The sequence below is a fragment of the Pseudomonas sp. TWR2-1-1 genome (assembly GCF_049897045.1).
In the GTDB taxonomy this organism is placed as follows: domain Bacteria; phylum Pseudomonadota; class Gammaproteobacteria; order Pseudomonadales; family Pseudomonadaceae; genus Aquipseudomonas; species Aquipseudomonas versuta.
The window spans coordinates 58068-73085 of record NZ_JAFCVM010000010.1 but is presented as its reverse complement, the minus strand read 5'-3'; the positions used below and the strand labels follow the sequence as shown (position 1 = coordinate 73085).

At 56.0% G+C, this 15018-nt stretch carries 14 protein-coding genes; 10 read left to right on the top strand and 4 right to left on the bottom strand.

The genetic code is table 11. From position 1 onward, the window contains the following. Positions 1–23 precede the first annotated feature (23 nt). Positions 24–1718 (bottom strand): lactate permease LctP family transporter, encoded by a 1695-nt coding sequence (locus ACP7BO_RS21465; protein WP_073510079.1) that lies wholly within the window; start codon positions 1716–1718, stop codon positions 24–26. 252 nt (positions 1719–1970) lie between these two features. On the opposite strand from ACP7BO_RS21465, the gene ACP7BO_RS21460 reads away from it, so the two are divergent. After that, on the top strand, positions 1971–2738 hold the full coding sequence (locus ACP7BO_RS21460) for a GntR family transcriptional regulator (protein WP_426212632.1): 768 nt from the start codon (positions 1971–1973) through the stop codon (positions 2736–2738). Positions 2739–2798: 60 nt separating this feature from the next. Here the strand turns inward: ACP7BO_RS21460 and smpB are convergent, their stop codons facing one another. Beyond that, positions 2799–3281, bottom strand: a complete 483-nt coding sequence (smpB, locus tag ACP7BO_RS21455) for an SsrA-binding protein SmpB (protein ID WP_003439570.1) — start codon at positions 3279–3281, stop codon at positions 2799–2801. A gap of 140 nt (positions 3282–3421) precedes the next feature. On the opposite strand from smpB, the gene ACP7BO_RS21450 reads away from it, so the two are divergent. From ACP7BO_RS21450 to ACP7BO_RS21440, 3 genes are read left to right on the top strand one after another with little or no spacing between them, the layout of a single operon-like run. After that, positions 3422–4825 (top strand): sodium-dependent transporter, encoded by a 1404-nt coding sequence (locus tag ACP7BO_RS21450; RefSeq protein WP_426212628.1) that lies wholly within the window; start codon positions 3422–3424, stop codon positions 4823–4825. A 7-nt stretch (positions 4826–4832) separates the two neighbouring features. Further along, positions 4833–5267 (top strand): type II toxin-antitoxin system RatA family toxin, encoded by a 435-nt coding sequence (locus ACP7BO_RS21445; protein WP_397454857.1) that lies wholly within the window; start codon positions 4833–4835, stop codon positions 5265–5267. Next, positions 5260–5577 carry an RnfH family protein gene (locus ACP7BO_RS21440; RefSeq protein WP_426212626.1) on the top strand — a complete coding sequence of 106 codons (318 nt, stop codon included), beginning with the start codon at positions 5260–5262 and terminating at the stop codon, positions 5575–5577. The genes ACP7BO_RS21445 and ACP7BO_RS21440 overlap by 8 nt, the downstream gene beginning before the upstream one ends. 57 nt (positions 5578–5634) lie before the next feature. Here the strand turns inward: ACP7BO_RS21440 and ACP7BO_RS21435 are convergent, their stop codons facing one another. Continuing rightward, the gene (locus tag ACP7BO_RS21435; RefSeq protein WP_397454855.1) at positions 5635–6168 is read right to left on the bottom strand and encodes an outer membrane protein assembly factor BamE; all 534 of its coding nucleotides are present in this window, start codon (positions 6166–6168) and stop codon (positions 5635–5637) included. A gap of 97 nt (positions 6169–6265) precedes the next feature. On the opposite strand from ACP7BO_RS21435, the gene fur reads away from it, so the two are divergent. After that, the gene (fur, locus tag ACP7BO_RS21430; protein WP_003439580.1) at positions 6266–6679 is read left to right on the top strand and encodes a ferric iron uptake transcriptional regulator; all 414 of its coding nucleotides are present in this window, start codon (positions 6266–6268) and stop codon (positions 6677–6679) included. Positions 6680–6775: 96 nt separating this feature from the next. Here fur and recN read toward each other — a convergent pair whose 3' ends face one another. Beyond that, positions 6776–8458 (bottom strand): DNA repair protein RecN, encoded by a 1683-nt coding sequence (gene recN, locus ACP7BO_RS21425; RefSeq protein ID WP_397454854.1) that lies wholly within the window; start codon positions 8456–8458, stop codon positions 6776–6778. 253 nt (positions 8459–8711) lie between these two features. Between recN and grpE the strand changes: the two genes are divergently transcribed. The 5 genes from grpE (at position 8712) to carA (ending at position 14949) form a co-directional block, all read left to right on the top strand. Next, positions 8712–9278 (top strand): nucleotide exchange factor GrpE, encoded by a 567-nt coding sequence (gene grpE / locus ACP7BO_RS21420; protein ID WP_060695332.1) that lies wholly within the window; start codon positions 8712–8714, stop codon positions 9276–9278. A gap of 100 nt (positions 9279–9378) precedes the next feature. Continuing rightward, on the top strand, positions 9379–11289 hold the full coding sequence (gene dnaK / locus ACP7BO_RS21415; RefSeq protein ID WP_426212622.1) for a molecular chaperone DnaK: 1911 nt from the start codon (positions 9379–9381) through the stop codon (positions 11287–11289). 322 nt (positions 11290–11611) lie between these two features. Next, positions 11612–12736: a molecular chaperone DnaJ gene (dnaJ, locus tag ACP7BO_RS21410; protein ID WP_060695328.1), complete on the top strand. Its 1125-nt coding sequence runs from the start codon at positions 11612–11614 to the stop codon at positions 12734–12736. 10 nt (positions 12737–12746) lie between these two features. Next, positions 12747–13553 carry a 4-hydroxy-tetrahydrodipicolinate reductase gene (gene dapB, locus ACP7BO_RS21405; RefSeq protein WP_426212620.1) on the top strand — a complete coding sequence of 269 codons (807 nt, stop codon included), beginning with the start codon at positions 12747–12749 and terminating at the stop codon, positions 13551–13553. A 259-nt stretch (positions 13554–13812) separates the two neighbouring features. Then, positions 13813–14949, top strand: a complete 1137-nt coding sequence (carA, locus tag ACP7BO_RS21400) for a glutamine-hydrolyzing carbamoyl-phosphate synthase small subunit (RefSeq protein ID WP_397454851.1) — start codon at positions 13813–13815, stop codon at positions 14947–14949. Positions 14950–15018: the final 69 nt, after the last annotated feature.

Here is a 15018-nt window from a genome sequence, read left to right as displayed (position 1 = left end):
ATCGTGCAGTAACCATAGCCCTATTAGTGCACCAGCATGCCGGTGAACCAGTAGGCCTGTGCCAGTGTGATCAGGCCAACGATGGTGGCGAAGAACAGGCTGTGTTTGAGGGTGAAGCGGAACAGGTCGGACTCTTTGCCCACCAGGCCGGTGGCCGCACACGCCACGGCGATCGATTGCGGAGAAATCATCTTGCCGGTCACGCCACCGCTGGTATTGGCCGCGACCATCAATACGTCGCTGACACCGATCTGGTGTGCAGTGGTGGCTTGCAACGAGCTGAAGAGGGCGTTCGACGAGGTGTCGGAGCCGGTCAGGAACACGCCCAGCCAGCCGAGGAACGGCGAGAAGAACGGGAACGCCGCGCCTGTGCCTGCCAGTACCAGAGCCATGGTGGAAGACATGCCCGAGTAGTTGGTGACGAAGGCAAAGGCCAGCACCATGCCGATGGACAGGATCGGCCAGCGCAGTTCGTAGAGGGTCTCTTTAAAAGTGGTAAGACCAGTTTTGATGTTGATTTTCAGGATCAGCATCGAGATCAATGCAGAGAAGAAAATCGCTGTGCCGGTTGCTGAAATCGGGTCCAGTTTGAACACGGCGGCAATGGCGGTCGGTGCATTTACGATGGGGGCAGTTTTGATCACTAATTGATCAAGGTGCGGGATGGCGAAGTTGAACACCCAGCCATACATCGAGCCGCCCGGTGAGAACAGGGCCTTGAACGGCTTGAGGGTCCAGATGGTCACCAGAACGGTGAGGATCAGGAACGGCGACCAGGCTTTGAGAATCTGCATCAGGCTGTAAGGCGAAGCCATGAGGTTGCTTGGCTTGCCGAAACCTCCTGCGCTGGCGGTCACGATTACGTCAGAGGACACGCCGGCGATCTGTGCGCCTGCAGTGCGCTTTGGCTGCCAGACTTTCAGGAACAGCGTCAGGCTGACCAGGCTGGCGAGGGCCGAGGTAATGTCCGGTAGTTCAGGGCCAATGAAATTCGAGGTGAAGTACTGGGTGACGGCGAAGCTCAAGCCGGCTACCAGGGCTGCCGGCCAGGTTTCACGTACGCCGCGCAGGCCGTCCATCATGAACACCAGCCAGAACGGTACGAACAGCGACAGCAAAGGCAGTTGGCGGCCAGCCATGGCGCCGATCTTGAACGAGTCGATACCCGTTACCTGGCCTGCGACGATGATCGGGATGCCAAGGGCGCCGAAGGCCACGGGGGCGGTGTTGGCAATCAGGCACAGACCCGCGGCGTACAGCGGGTTGAAACCCAGGCCTACAAGCAATGCGGCAGTAATCGCAACCGGCGCGCCGAAACCGGCGGCACCTTCGAGGAACGCTCCGAAGCAGAAGCCAATCAACAGCACTTGCAGGCGCTGGTCGTCAGTGATCGACAGGACCGAGCTGCGGATGATTTCAAACTGGCCGCTTTTAACCGTCAGTTTGTAGAGGAACACCGCGGCAACGATGATCCAGGCAATTGGCCAGAGGCCGTAGGCAAATCCATAGCCGGCTGCTGCGAAGGCCATGTCGACAGGCATCTGGAAGGCAAAGATGGCCACCACAATCGACAGGGCGAGGGTAATGCTCCCGGCGACGTGTCCTTTGAGACGGAACACGGCCAAGGCCAGGAAGAAGAACACAATCGGAATGACAGCCGCGAGAGCGGACAGGCCGAGGCTGCCGAGCGGGCTATAGAGCTGTTGCCAGGTTTGCATATGGGGTGGCCCCTAATTGTTATTGGTCGAGCGCATTTGGATAATTGGTATTACCAATTTACAACCGCTACCGGCTAGGTTAAAAGCGTTATGCGGTATGTGTCAATTTGCCGCTCTTAAATCTTTTCTCGCGGTGTTCGTGTTCAGTGCATCTGATGGGGTCGAGAGCGGCGTTTCTGATGAGTGTGCCGATTGCGCCAATCGGCGAGAATAGCGACCCCCGGCGCGTGGCCGGGAGGGTGGAGAGCAGTTATGGGGTTTGATCAAATTCGTCAGCGCCGTTTGTCGGACGATATTGTCGAGCAGCTTGAGGGCATGATCCTTGAGGGAACGCTGAAGTCCGGCGAGCGATTGCCGGCTGAGCGTGCGCTGGCGGAACAATTTGGTGTGTCGCGCCCTTCATTGCGTGAAGCGATTCAAAAGTTGTCGGCCAAAGGTCTGCTGGTCAGTCGCCAGGGCGGTGGCAATTATGTGGCGAGTTCGCTGGGCACGACGTTTAGCGACCCGTTGCTGCAACTGCTGGAAAGCAACCCCGAAGCGCAGCGCGATCTGCTGGAGTTCCGGCATACCCTTGAGGCGTCATGTGCGTATTACGCGGCATTGCGTGCAACCGAGATGGACCGTGAGCGCCTGCGCCTGGCGTTCGAGCAGTTGCAGGATTGTTATGCGCGGGTCGATGAAGTCAGTCGGGCGCAGGAGGGAGAAGCCGATGCCAACTTCCATTTGGCCATTGCGGAGGCCAGTCACAATGCCGTGTTGCTGCACACGATTCGCGGGCTATTCGATCTGCTCAAGCGCAACGTAGTGACCAATATCGGTGGCATGTACAAGCAGCGCAGCGAAACGCGCGACATGCTGATCAGTCAGCACCGCGAGTTGTACCTGGCAATTATCGAGGGTCGTGCGGAAGATGCCCGGGAAGTGGCAAGCCGGCATCTGGTGTATGTGCAGGAAGTGCTGGAAGAAGTGCGTCAGGAAGTTCAGCGCATGGCGCGGGCAGAGCGGCGTAATGGGTTGTGAAATGCCAGACCTGCAGGAGCGAGGCAAGCTCGCTCCTGCAGATATTCAGGGGAGGGACGTCTAGTCTTCCTTGCCCTTGTTGCGAACTGCACGCTGCAGTTCGCGATCGGAGTCACGCTCACGCTCGGTATGACGCTTGTCGTATTCCTTCTTGCCTTTACCCAGGGCAATTTCGCACTTGATCAAGTGCTTGCTCCAGTAAAGCGAGAGGCAGACGCAGGCGTAACCCTTCTGCTGCACCGCGGCAAACAGCTTTTCCAGCTCGCGCTGGTTAAGCAGCAGTTTGCGGCTGCGCGTAGGGTCGGCAATGACGTGGGTGCTGGCTGTCGTCAGGGGGGCAATATGGCTGCCAAGCAGCCAGGCTTCACCGTCCTTGAGTAGCACGTAGCTGTCGACCAGCTGTGCCTTGCCTGCACGCAGACTTTTTACTTCCCAGCCGGCCAGGACCAGACCAGCCTCGAACCGATGTTCGATGAAGTAATCGTGTCGCGCTTTTTTATTCTGCGCGATGGTCCCTGTGGGGTGTTTCTTCTGTTTAGCCATAGGGCCGGCATTATAGGCAGTTGCTAGCGTGTCGGCTACGGCCAACCTGCGAGTTTGTGCGCGTAGGACTACGTGCTTGAGCACGTAGGGTGATTCCCGGACAATGCGCCCTCTTTTTTTAGTGGTTGGGCGTAGTAACGATGTCGACAGACAAGGTTTCTGTCCACGGCAGTTGGGCAAGCCGTTGGGTCTTTATTTTCGCTGCGACCGGTTCTGCTGTGGGTTTGGGCAGTATCTGGAAATTCCCGTACATGGTTGGCGTCTATGGCGGCGGCGCTTTTGTGCTGGTGTTCCTGGCATGTATCGCGCTGATTGGTGTGCCGGTGATGCTGGCTGAAACCCTCATCGGGCGGCGAGCGCGACTCAGTCCGGCGAATGCCTTGAAGGTATTGGCGGTTGAGGCGGGTCACTCCGGGCGTTGGTCGTGGGGGGCTTTTGCCGGGATGATCACCGCGCTGCTGATTTTGTCTTTTTATAGTGTGGTCGGTGGCTGGTCGCTGGATTACATCATCAATATGGGCAAGGGCGACTTTCAGGGGGCGACGGCTGAGCAGGTGGGCGATTACTTCGGTGGCGTGATATCCAACCCCTGGAGGCTGACGTTCTGGCATACGGCGTTCATGCTTCTGTCAGCATTTGTGATTGCCAGGGGAGTGGTGGCGGGGCTTGAACGTAGCTTGCGGATCATGATGCCTATCCTGTTTGTGCTGTTGCTGGTGCTGCTGGGTTACAGCATGACCACCGGGCACTTCATGGAAGGCGTGCATTTCATGTTCGACTTCAATCCCGACCGGGTGCTCGACGGTTTGCTTGCAGCAATGGGCCATGCGTTCTTTTCGCTGAGTGTGGGCGTGGGTTCTATCATGATCTACGGCGCATATATGCCGAAGAACGCGTCGATTTCCGGGACGGTCGTCGGTGTGGCACTGATCGATACCTTTGTCTCATTGCTGGCTGGGCTGGCATTGTTTCCAATTGTATTCGCTTCGGGTTTGAACCCGAGCGAAGGCCCTGGCCTGATGTTTGTGACCTTGCCGTTTGCCTTTGGCAACGTCGCATTCGGTCAGCTGATGGGGGTGGTGTTTTTTGTTCTGGTCGCCGTGGCTGCCTGGAGTTCGGCCATCTCGTTGCTTGAGCCGATGGTGGCTTACCTGGTTGAGCGAACCAGGGTTCGACGCCTTTGGGTGACATTCTGGCTGGCCTTTACATGCTGGTTTGTCGGGTTGGGTACGGTGTTTTCGTTCAATATCTGGAAACAAGCCAAGTTTTTTGTGAGCGAAGAGTCAGGCTTTCACCTTTACCAGTGGGGTGCTGCCAGCGGACTGGACTTCTTTGGTGTCGTTGATTTCTTCACCTCGCGTATCATGCTGCCTTTAGGTGGACTGTGCTTTGTGGTCTTTGCAGGCTGGATCATGGGGCGAGGCGCGGTGCGCGACGAATTGTCGATGCGCAGCCCGGTGATGTTCACCCTGACTCTTTTCTTGATGCGCTATGTGGCGCCACTCGGCATTCTGATTGTGTTTGCCGCCCAGCTGTGGAAGTAACGCTGACATGACTACCCATATCCAACGCTCTGCCTTGCTGCCTTATCCGGCGCAGGCTCTTTATGACCTGGTTAACGATGTTGCGCGTTATCCGGAGTTCTTGCCGTGGTGTTCCTCGGCCGAGATCCTAGAAAGCACCGAGGTGCTGATGCGCGCCAGTCTGGGTGTGGCCAAGGGCGGTTTGAGCCAGCACTTTGTGACGCGTAATACGCTGGTGCCGGGGCAAACGATTGAGATGAATCTTGAAGAGGGGCCATTTACCAAGTTGCACGGCCTCTGGGTGTTCAAGCCGTTGGGCGAGAAAGCCTGCAAGATCAGCCTGGATATGACCTTTGATTACGCCGGGGCGATTGTGAAGGCGACATTGGGGCCTTTGTTCAATCAGGCAGCCAATACGTTGGTCGATGCGTTTTGCCAGCGCGCCAAGCAGTTGTATGGCTGACCCTGTGATTGAGATTGAGATCGTCTACGCGGCGGTTGATCGTCAGCGTTTGCTTGCTTTGGCGGTGCCGCAAGGCACGACGGTGCGGGCAGCGGTATTGGCGTCGGGTATCGACAGTGAGTTTCCTGAGCTGGATCTGCTGAATTGTCCCCTGGGGATTTTCGGCAAGCAGGTTGCCGCGCCAGCCAGCCAGATGCTGCAGGACGGTGACAGGGTTGAGATCTACCGGGCGTTACTGGCTGACCCTAAAGAGATTCGGCGCCAGCGTGCAGCCAAAGCCGCAGAAGCCAAACGTCTGAGCCAGCTGTAGTCACTTTATGGCAGATAACAAAAAGCCCGGCATGCCGGGCTTTTTTGTGCCGAACGCTTATTGTTCGGTTGTATCCAGAGGTGCAGGGGTCGGCACAGGAACTGTTTCGACTCCATCGACGTCTTTCTGGATCTGATCGAGCAGCGAGCCTGGCTTGGGCGGGGCATCGCTCTTCTCGCTCGGCGCAGTTTCTGGCGCTGGAGGGACAGTTACCCCTGTAGCAGCGTCTTTGCCGAGAATTGCTTCGTCGCGGCTGACACCAGGCTTGAAGTCGCCTGACAAGCTCACGAGCTGGTCGTTTTCGTTGAAGAACACGCTCACGCGTTCTTGTTGGCGTTCACCGCCACCGGGTTGCAGGCTATACAAATAATCCCAACGATCCGGGTGGAATGTATCGGTCAGCAGGGCGTTGCCCATGATAAACCGCACTTGCCGGCGGGTCATTCCCGGGCGTAACTGGTTTATCATGTCCTGCGTGACGACATTGCCCTGCTGGATGTCGATTTTGTAAACCCCGGGGAATGAACAACCGGCGAGTGCGAGCAGTCCCACAAAGGTGAAACTGGTTAGCAAGAGCTTGGTGTTTTGCATCGGTGGGCGACTTCCACTATCTTGGCTGGGACAACGTAAACGCCGATCATACCCGTATTAAGAGAAGCTGCGAAGCGCTTCCGCGAGAAAGCTAACCATGGTTGAAAATAGCGAACTACGTAAGGCCGGACTTAAGGTGACTCTGCCACGAGTCAAGATTCTACAAATGCTTGACTCTGCCGAGCAGCGTCACATGAGTGCCGAGGATGTTTACAAGGCGCTGATGCAAGCTGGCGAAGACGTCGGTCTGGCCACGGTTTACCGTGTACTGACGCAGTTTGAGTCCGCAGGGCTGGTGATCCGCCATAATTTCGATGGCGGTCATGCGGTCTTTGAATTGGCCGATGCCGACGGTGGACACCACGACCATATGGTCAACGTGGACAGCGGTGAAGTGATCGAGTTCTTCGACGAAGATATTGAAAAACTGCAACATGCCATCGCCGCCAAACATGGCGTCGAGCTGGTGGACCACAATCTGGTGCTGTACGTACGCAAGAAAACTAAATAAGCATGTCGCGCGAATTTCGGTTCGCGAAACGAACGAAGGCGACCCCAAGGTCGCCTTCGTGCTATCTGAATATTGATTTTAAGTGGCCGTTCGTCGCTAAGCAGCCATATTCTTGGCAGTGACCACCATTTTCTTGGCATGAGCCAGTGACTCTTTGGTCAGGTCGATGCCGCCGAGCATGCGCGCTACTTCCTCTACGCGTTCCTTCTTACTCAGTTTCGATACTGCCGTGCGTGTGGTCTCGCTCTCGCGAACCTTGTGCACGAAAAGGTGCTGGTGGCATTGCGCTGCTACTTGCGGCAGGTGAGTCACGGTCAGCACCTGGCCGCGCTCGCCGAGTCGGCGCAGCAGCTGGCCTACGATTTCAGCAGTCGGGCCGCCGATCCCCACGTCGACTTCGTCAAATACGAGGGTGGGAACACGCGAGGTTTGAGCGGTTATGACCTGGATGGCCAGGCTGATGCGCGACAACTCGCCGCCAGAGGCAACTTTAGCCAGCGCTTTGAGTGGCTGTCCGGGGTTGGCGCTGACCAGAAGTTCGACTTGTTCCAGGCCGTGAGGCATAGGGTCACTACTGCTTTGCGCGCGCAGTTCGATCACGAAACGACCGCCGGGCATGCCCAGACGCTGGATTTCTTCTTCTACTGCACTGCTAAGGCGTGTAGCTGCATGGCTGCGCAACTCGCTTAGAGCGCGTGCGCATTCCTGGTAGTGGCGGGAGTAGGCGGCCAGCTCATTGCCCAGGCGCTCAATGGACTCATCGTTGGCATTGAGAGTTTCGATCTCTTCCAGTAGCCGTTGTTGCAGGGCCGCAACGTCATTGGGCTGAACGCGGTGTTTACGAGCAAGGGTGTAGATGGTGTCCAGCCGCTCTTCGAGGTACTGAAGGCGGCCCGGGTCAGCATCAAAGTGATCGAGGAAACGATTAAGTTCACCCACGGCCTCTTCGACTTGAATTTGCGCACTGGCCAGCAGATCGGTGGCTTCACTCAATGAGCCAGAGTTGTTGTTGATGCTCGACAGGCGATTCAGACTCACTGTCAGGGCATTAAGAACATTGCCGGAGTCGTTTTCGCTGCATTGCTCAACCACTTGGCGGCAGATCGTCAGCAGGGTCTCAGCGTTGGTCAGGTTTTTGTGTTCCTGCTCCAGTTCTTCCAGTTCGTTTTCACCCAATGAGAGCGTTTCGAGTTCTTCGAGCTGGTAGCTCAATAGCTGATGGCGTGCGCGTTGCTCGTCCCCGGAGTTGGACAGGTGCTCCAGTTCCTGACGGGTCTGGCGCCAGCGCTGTGCGGCCAGTTGTACCTGGCGGGCCAGATCGGTAGCGCCAGCATATTCGTCCAGAAGGCGCCGGTGAGTGTCGGGTTTAAGCAGTGACTGGTGCTCGTGCTGGCTGTGGATATCAATTAATAGTTCGCCCAGTGCTTTCAGGTCGCCTTGAGGGCAGGGCGTGCCATTGATATAGCCGCGTGAGCGTCCTTCGGCCGTAATCACGCGGCGCAGGATGCACGGTCCATCGACGTCGAGGTCGCGTTCTGCGAGCCAGGTCCGTGCTTCTGGAATGTCCTGTAGATCGAAGGTGGCCAGGATGTCGGCTTTTTCGGCACCGGGGCGAACTACTCCGCTGTCGGCGCGGTCACCCAAAGTAAGGCCCAGCGCATCGAGCATGATCGATTTACCGGCACCGGTCTCGCCAGTGATTACACTCATCCCGCGATCCAGTTCAAGATCGAGATGTTCAACGATGGCGTAGTTATGTACGGACAGGTGCACCAGCATAGGAGCTGCTCCAAAACGTAATGTCTGGTTATTTATACAGTGTTTTGTTTCGTGCTGACAATGCCTTCGTTTAGTCCGATTTGCTTGGTGGTTTTGTTTTTTTAGGTCGTTTTGATTGTGCATAGGGGGCTTTCGCGCGCGGCTAAAGACCACACTTACTGCTTTTTGGCTCTTGAACCTGAAAATTGCGACCCCATATACCTTGGCAGAAGCGCGAGTCGAGCTCGCGGACAAAGTTTGAAAGGAGAAATCTATGGCAGACGAACAGACTATGGATACGCAGAACCAAGACGCTAGTCAGGCCGCGGATGCTGGAAGCGAAGATCTGGTAGCCCGCGTGCAAGTGCTTGAAGAGCAGCTGGCAGCCGCTAATGATCAGGCTTTGCGCGTAGCTGCCGATCTACAGAACGTTCGCCGCCGTGCAGAACAGGACGTTGAAAAAGCACACAAATTTGCATTGGAAAAATTTGCTGGTGACCTGTTGCCGGTGATGGACAGTCTGGAGCGCGGCCTTGAGCTGTCGAATCCGGATGATGAAAGCATTCGTCCAATGCGTGAAGGGATCGAGCTGACCCTGAAAATGTTCCAGGACACCCTGAAGCGTTATCACCTTGAAGCTATCGATCCGCACGGCGAACCCTTCAATGCCGAGCACCACCAAGCGATGGCCATGCAGGAAAGCGCTGACCTGGAGCCAAACAGTGTGCTCAAGGTGTTTCAAAAAGGTTATCAGCTCAATGGGCGCTTGCTGCGCCCGGCTATGGTCGTAGTCAGCAAGGCTCCAGCGCCGGTTTCGCCATCGATTGACGAGCAGGCTTGAAATCGGCCGCAAGGCCCCCATTTAGAAGTCAAGCGTTAAGTAATGCCGCAGTTGGTCATTACTGCTGCGGCAAAAAAATTCAAATTTAGGGAGAGTAAACATGGGCAGAATTATCGGTATTGACCTCGGGACCACCAACTCGTGTGTTTCGGTTCTGGAAAACGGTAAAGCAAAAGTTATCGAAAACGCAGAAGGCGCGCGTACTACGCCGTCGATCGTTGCGTACGCCAACGATGGCGAAATTCTGGTTGGCCAGTCGGCCAAGCGTCAGGCAGTGACCAATCCGCATAACACCCTGTACGCGGTGAAGCGTCTGATCGGTCGTCGTTTTGACGAAGAAGTTGTACAGAAAGACATTCAGATGGTGCCTTACAAAATCGTCAAGGCTGACAATGGCGATGCCTGGGTTGAAGTGAACGGCCAGAAAATGGCTCCGCCACAAATTTCGGCTGAAATTCTGAAGAAAATGAAGAAAACCGCCGAAGACTATCTCGGCGAGCCAGTGACTGAAGCGGTTATCACCGTTCCGGCCTACTTCAACGACAGCCAGCGTCAGGCTACCAAAGATGCCGGCCGTATCGCGGGTCTGGACGTAAAACGTATCATCAACGAACCAACTGCTGCTGCTCTGGCATATGGTATGGACAAAGCGAAAGGCGACCACACTGTCATCGTTTATGACTTGGGTGGCGGTACTTTCGACGTTTCGGTAATCGAAATTGCCGAAGTTGATGGCGAGCACCAGTTTGAAGTGCTGGCAACTAACGGCGACACGTTCCTGGGTGGTGAAGACTTTGATATCCGTCTGATCGACTACCTGGTTGACGAGTTCAAGAAAGAAAGCGGCATGAACCTCAAGGGTGACCCGCTGGCGATGCAGCGTCTGAAAGAAGCTGCTGAAAAAGCCAAGATCGAACTGTCTTCGAGCCAGTCGACTGATGTGAATCTGCCTTACATCACTGCAGATGCCACCGGTCCTAAGCACTTGAACGTGAAAATCTCGCGCGCCAAGCTGGAATCGCTGGTTGAAGATCTGGTTCAGCGCACCATCGAGCCTTGCCGCATTGCTCTGAAAGATGCCGGCATTGAAGTTGGCGCGATCAACGACGTGATTTTGGTCGGTGGTCAGACCCGTATGCCACTGGTTCAGAAAATGGTTACCGAGTTCTTCGGCAAGGAAGCACGTAAAGACGTGAACCCTGACGAAGCAGTTGCAATGGGTGCTGCTATCCAGGGCGCGGTATTGGCTGGTGATGTAAAAGACGTTCTGTTGCTGGACGTGAGCCCGCTGACTCTGGGTATCGAAACCATGGGCGGCGTAATGACTGCTCTGATCGAGAAAAACACCACGATTCCTACCAAGAAATCGCAAGTGTTCTCGACAGCTGACGACAACCAGGGTGCTGTGACCATTCACGTTCTGCAAGGCGAGCGTAAGCAAGCTGCCCAGAACAAGTCGTTGGGTAAATTCGACCTGGCTGACATTCCACCTGCTCCACGTGGCGTACCTCAGATCGAAGTGACCTTCGACATCGATGCCAACGGCATCTTGAACGTTAGCGCGAAAGACAAGGCGACTGGCAAGTCTCAGTCCATCGTGATCAAGGCTAACTCGGGTCTGTCCGAGGAAGAAATTGCTCAGATGGTTCGTGACGCTGAAGTCAACGCTGAAGAAGACCGCAAGTTCGAAGAGCTGGCAGCTGCACGTAACCAGGGCGACGCACTGGTTCACTCGACTCGTAAAATGATCGCTGATGCTGGCGATAAAGTGACCGCAGAAGAGAAAGTTGCAATCGAAGCTGCAGTAGTTGCACTTGAAGCCGCTGTTAAAGGCGATGACAAGGCTGCTATCGAGGCCAAGGTTGAAGAGCTGTCCAAGGTGTCTGCTCCGGTCGCACAGAAAATGTACGCCGAGCAAGCTAACCCGGCAGACGCAGCGGCCAAGCCTGAAGAAACCAAGGCTGACGACGTTGTCGACGCTGAGTTCGAAGAAGTAAAAGACAACAAGTAATTAGCTTGTTGGTCGGCCGGTTGACCGTGCATTAGCGGTGACTGGTAGGATGTCGCCGCGCGGGAGCTTGCTCCCGCGTTGGCGTGTCTGGAGTAGAGGAATTTTTACAGCATGCGACAAGGTCGAATGCTTGCGGTTGGAGTCCGGATCTTTTTTGTTTCCGGTCGGCTGTAACCGCTCCTGTTGGCCGATGCATTGGCTGTTAATCAGAAACCAATATCGTTGAAAAAGACGTGAGTCGGGCTTGGTCTTTACTGGGGTCCGGCGGGTTTGGTGAGGCTCGGGAGGGTTTTGCCGAACGTCCTTGAGAGTGCAAAGAATTATGGCAAAGCGCGATTATTACGAAATATTGGGTGTTGAGCGTACTACCACTGAAGTGGAGTTGAAGAAGGCTTATCGTCGCCTCGCAATGAAGCACCACCCGGACCGCAACCCGGATGACAAGGCTTCCGAAGAGCTGTTCAAGGAAGCCAACGAGGCTTACGAGGTACTGTCGGACTCCAGCAAGCGTGCCGCCTATGATCAATACGGCCATGCCGGTGTTGATCCGCAAATGGGTGGCGGCGGTGCCGGTTTTGGCGGGCAGAACTTCTCCGATATCTTCGGTGATGTGTTCAGTGATTTCTTCGGCGGTGGTCGTGGTGGCTCCCGGGGCGGCGCTCAGCGCGGTAGCGATTTGCGCTACACGCTGGAGCTTGATCTGGAAGAGGCTGTGCGCGGTACCACGGTCAATATTCGTGTGCCGACGCTGGTCAACTGCAAGCCATGTGACGGTTCTGGCGCCAAGAAGGGCTCTTCGCCGGTTACCTGTACGACCTGTGGCGGTATTGGTCAGGTGCGCATGCAGCAGGGCTTTTTTGCTGTGCAGCAAACCTGTCCGCGTTGCCACGGTCAGGGCAAGATCATTTCTGATCCGTGCGACAGCTGCCGTGGCGAAGGCCGTGTAGAAGAATACAAAACCCTTTCCGTAAAAGTGCCTGCGGGTGTTGATACGGGTGACCGCATTCGTCTTTCGGGCGAAGGCGAAGCTGGGGTGCAGGGCGGTCCTGCTGGCGATCTGTATGTGGTGATCGAGGTGCGTGAGCACGCGATTTTCCAGCGCGATGGCAAGCATCTGTTTTGTGAAGTGCCGATCAACTTTGCTGATGCTGCATTGGGTGCCGAGCTTGAAGTGCCGACCCTTGATGGCCGTGTAAAGTTGAAAATCCCCGAGGGTACTCAAACCGGCAAGCAGTTCCGACTGCGTGGCAAAGGTGTGGCACCGGTGCGCGGTGGTGGTGCTGGCGACCTGATGTGCCGTGTGGTGATTGAGACTCCGGTGAAGTTGAGCCGACGTCAGCGTGAGTTGATGGAAGAGTTTCGCTCGACCCTTGAAGGCGATAGCAGTCACTCGCCGAACGCAACGGGCTGGTTCGAAGGCGTGAAGCGCTTCTTCGGCGACTTGTAAGGAGCGGGGCATGCGACGTATAGCTGTGATGGGCGCTGCTGGGCGCATGGGCAAGACGTTGGTCGATGCGGTACAGCAGCGTTCGCCGCTGTCCGGGCTGACAGCCGCAATCGTTCGTCCGGGCAGCTCGTTGATCGGCGCGGATGCGGGCGAGCTTGCAGCGTTGGGTCGTATCGGCGTGCCGTTGTCTGCAGATCTGCAGGCTGTCGTTGAAGACTTCGATGTGTTGATTGATTTCACGCTTCCCGAAGTGATGTTGAAAAACCTAGAGATTTGCCGCGCATCGGGCAAGGCCATGGTCATCGGTACTACGGGGCTCAATGCAGGGCAAAAACAATTGCTGGTTGAAGCCGGTAAAGATATTCCAATTGTTTTTGCGGCCAATTTCAGTGTTGGCGTCAACCTGTCGCTCAAGTTGCTTGATATGGCAGCCCGGGTGATGGGCGATGATGCTGATATTGAAATCATCGAGGCGCATCACCGGCACAAGATTGATGCGCCTTCGGGTACTGCGTTGCGTATGGGTGAAGTGATTGCCGATGCGTTGGGGCGTGATCTGCAAAAGGTTGCGGTCTACGGGCGTGAAGGCCACACCGGTGCCCGCGATCGCGAGACCATCGGCTTTGCGACGGTTCGTGGCGGTGATGTGGTGGGGGATCATACGGTTCTGTTTGCCGCCGAGGGTGAGCGTCTTGAAATCACCCACAAGGCATCCAGTCGTATGACCTTCGCCAAAGGCGCCGTTCGTGCTGCGTTTTGGCTCGACGGGCGCAAGGCCGGGCTGTATGACATGCAGGATGTGCTCGACCTGCGCTGAGTTGTCTCTGTAAAATCAGGCTGTTGGCGCACCAGCAGCCTGATTTTTAACCGCTAAGCGATGTCCTGTCGCATTCCTCTGCCTTTTAGGCTCTTTAGCGGTAGACCAAAAAAGCCTTTTTCTGTAAGCTACAGCTTTAGTGTGTCCACTAAAAGCGCGCAGATAATTCGATGAAGAAGCGGGGTGACGTGTCCATACGTCACTCCGCTTTTTTACAACCTGCGATCGCCCTTTCAGGCTTTATTTACGGGAGGTCTTCTTGACTAAGCAAGCCATACTCGCCCTCGCTGATGGCAGCATTTTTCGCGGCGAAGCCATTGGAGCCGACGGTCAGACCGTTGGAGAGGTGGTGTTTAACACCGCAATGACTGGCTACCAGGAGATCTTGACGGATCCATCCTACGCTCAGCAAATCGTGACCCTGACTTACCCGCATGTTGGCAATACCGGTACTACGCCGGAAGATGCCGAGTCTGATCGCGTCTGGTCCGCAGGTCTGGTTATTCGTGATCTGCCGTTGGTTGCCAGCAACTGGCGCAACAAGATGTCTCTTTCTGACTACTTGAAAGCCAATAACGTTGTGGCTATCGCAGGTATCGATACCCGTCGCCTGACCCGTATTTTGCGTGAGAAAGGTGCTCAGAACGGCTGCATCATGGCCGGTGACAACATTTCTGACGAAGCTGCCATTGCTGCTGCGCGTGGCTTCCCGGGCCTTAAAGGCATGGATCTGGCGAAGGTTGTCAGCACCGATAAGGCTTACGAGTGGCGCTCCAGTGTCTGGAACCTGGCCACCGACAGCCATCCGACCATTGAAGCGTCCGAGCTGCCTTATCACGTCGTTGCTTACGACTACGGCGTAAAGTGGAACATCCTGCGCATGTTGGTTGAGCGTGGCTGCCGCGTAACTGTTGTGCCGGCACAAACTCCGGCTAGCGATGTGCTGGCACTGAATCCGGATGGCGTGTTCCTGTCCAACGGTCCTGGCGATCCCGAGCCATGCGACTACGCAATCACGGCCATTCAGGAAGTGCTGAAAACCGAAACTCCAGTATTCGGTATCTGCCTGGGTCACCAGTTGCTGGCACTGGCGTCTGGCGCCAAGACTGTGAAAATGGGTCACGGCCACCACGGTGCGAACCACCCGGTTCAGGATCTGGACACGGGCGTAGTGATGATCACCAGTCAGAACCACGGTTTTGCGGTTGATGAAGCGACTTTGCCTGCCAACGTGCGTGCGATCCACAAGTCGCTGTTTGACGGCACCTTGCAAGGTATCGAGTTGACCGACAAGAGCGCTTTCAGCTTCCAGGGTCACCCTGAAGCCAGCCCTGGCCCGAACGACGTAGCACCGCTGTTCGATCGCTTCATCAATGAGATGGCCAAGCGCCGCTGATCATCCTCTAGTTGTAGTGCCCAATGGCGGCCCCGTACTCCGGCGGCCCCTTGGGTGCTTCAGAGACTT

Excerpts from the sequence above, each read along its gene's own strand:
- ACP7BO_RS21465 (WP_073510079.1), bottom strand. The coding sequence starts at position 1,718 with ATGCAAACCTGGCAACAGCTCTATAGCCCGCTCGGCAGCCTCGGCCTG.
- ACP7BO_RS21460 (WP_426212632.1), top strand. The coding sequence starts at position 1,971 with ATGGGGTTTGATCAAATTCGTCAGCGCCGTTTGTCGGACGATATTGTC.
- smpB (WP_003439570.1), bottom strand. The coding sequence starts at position 3,281 with ATGGCTAAACAGAAGAAACACCCCACAGGGACCATCGCGCAGAATAAA.
- ACP7BO_RS21450 (WP_426212628.1), top strand. The coding sequence starts at position 3,422 with ATGTCGACAGACAAGGTTTCTGTCCACGGCAGTTGGGCAAGCCGTTGG.
- ACP7BO_RS21445 (WP_397454857.1), top strand. The coding sequence starts at position 4,833 with ATGACTACCCATATCCAACGCTCTGCCTTGCTGCCTTATCCGGCGCAG.
- ACP7BO_RS21440 (WP_426212626.1), top strand. The coding sequence starts at position 5,260 with ATGGCTGACCCTGTGATTGAGATTGAGATCGTCTACGCGGCGGTTGAT.
- ACP7BO_RS21435 (WP_397454855.1), bottom strand. The coding sequence starts at position 6,168 with ATGCAAAACACCAAGCTCTTGCTAACCAGTTTCACCTTTGTGGGACTG.
- fur (WP_003439580.1), top strand. The coding sequence starts at position 6,266 with ATGGTTGAAAATAGCGAACTACGTAAGGCCGGACTTAAGGTGACTCTG.
- recN (WP_397454854.1), bottom strand. The coding sequence starts at position 8,458 with ATGCTGGTGCACCTGTCCGTACATAACTACGCCATCGTTGAACATCTC.
- grpE (WP_060695332.1), top strand. The coding sequence starts at position 8,712 with ATGGCAGACGAACAGACTATGGATACGCAGAACCAAGACGCTAGTCAG.
- dnaK (WP_426212622.1), top strand. The coding sequence starts at position 9,379 with ATGGGCAGAATTATCGGTATTGACCTCGGGACCACCAACTCGTGTGTT.
- dnaJ (WP_060695328.1), top strand. The coding sequence starts at position 11,612 with ATGGCAAAGCGCGATTATTACGAAATATTGGGTGTTGAGCGTACTACC.
- dapB (WP_426212620.1), top strand. The coding sequence starts at position 12,747 with ATGCGACGTATAGCTGTGATGGGCGCTGCTGGGCGCATGGGCAAGACG.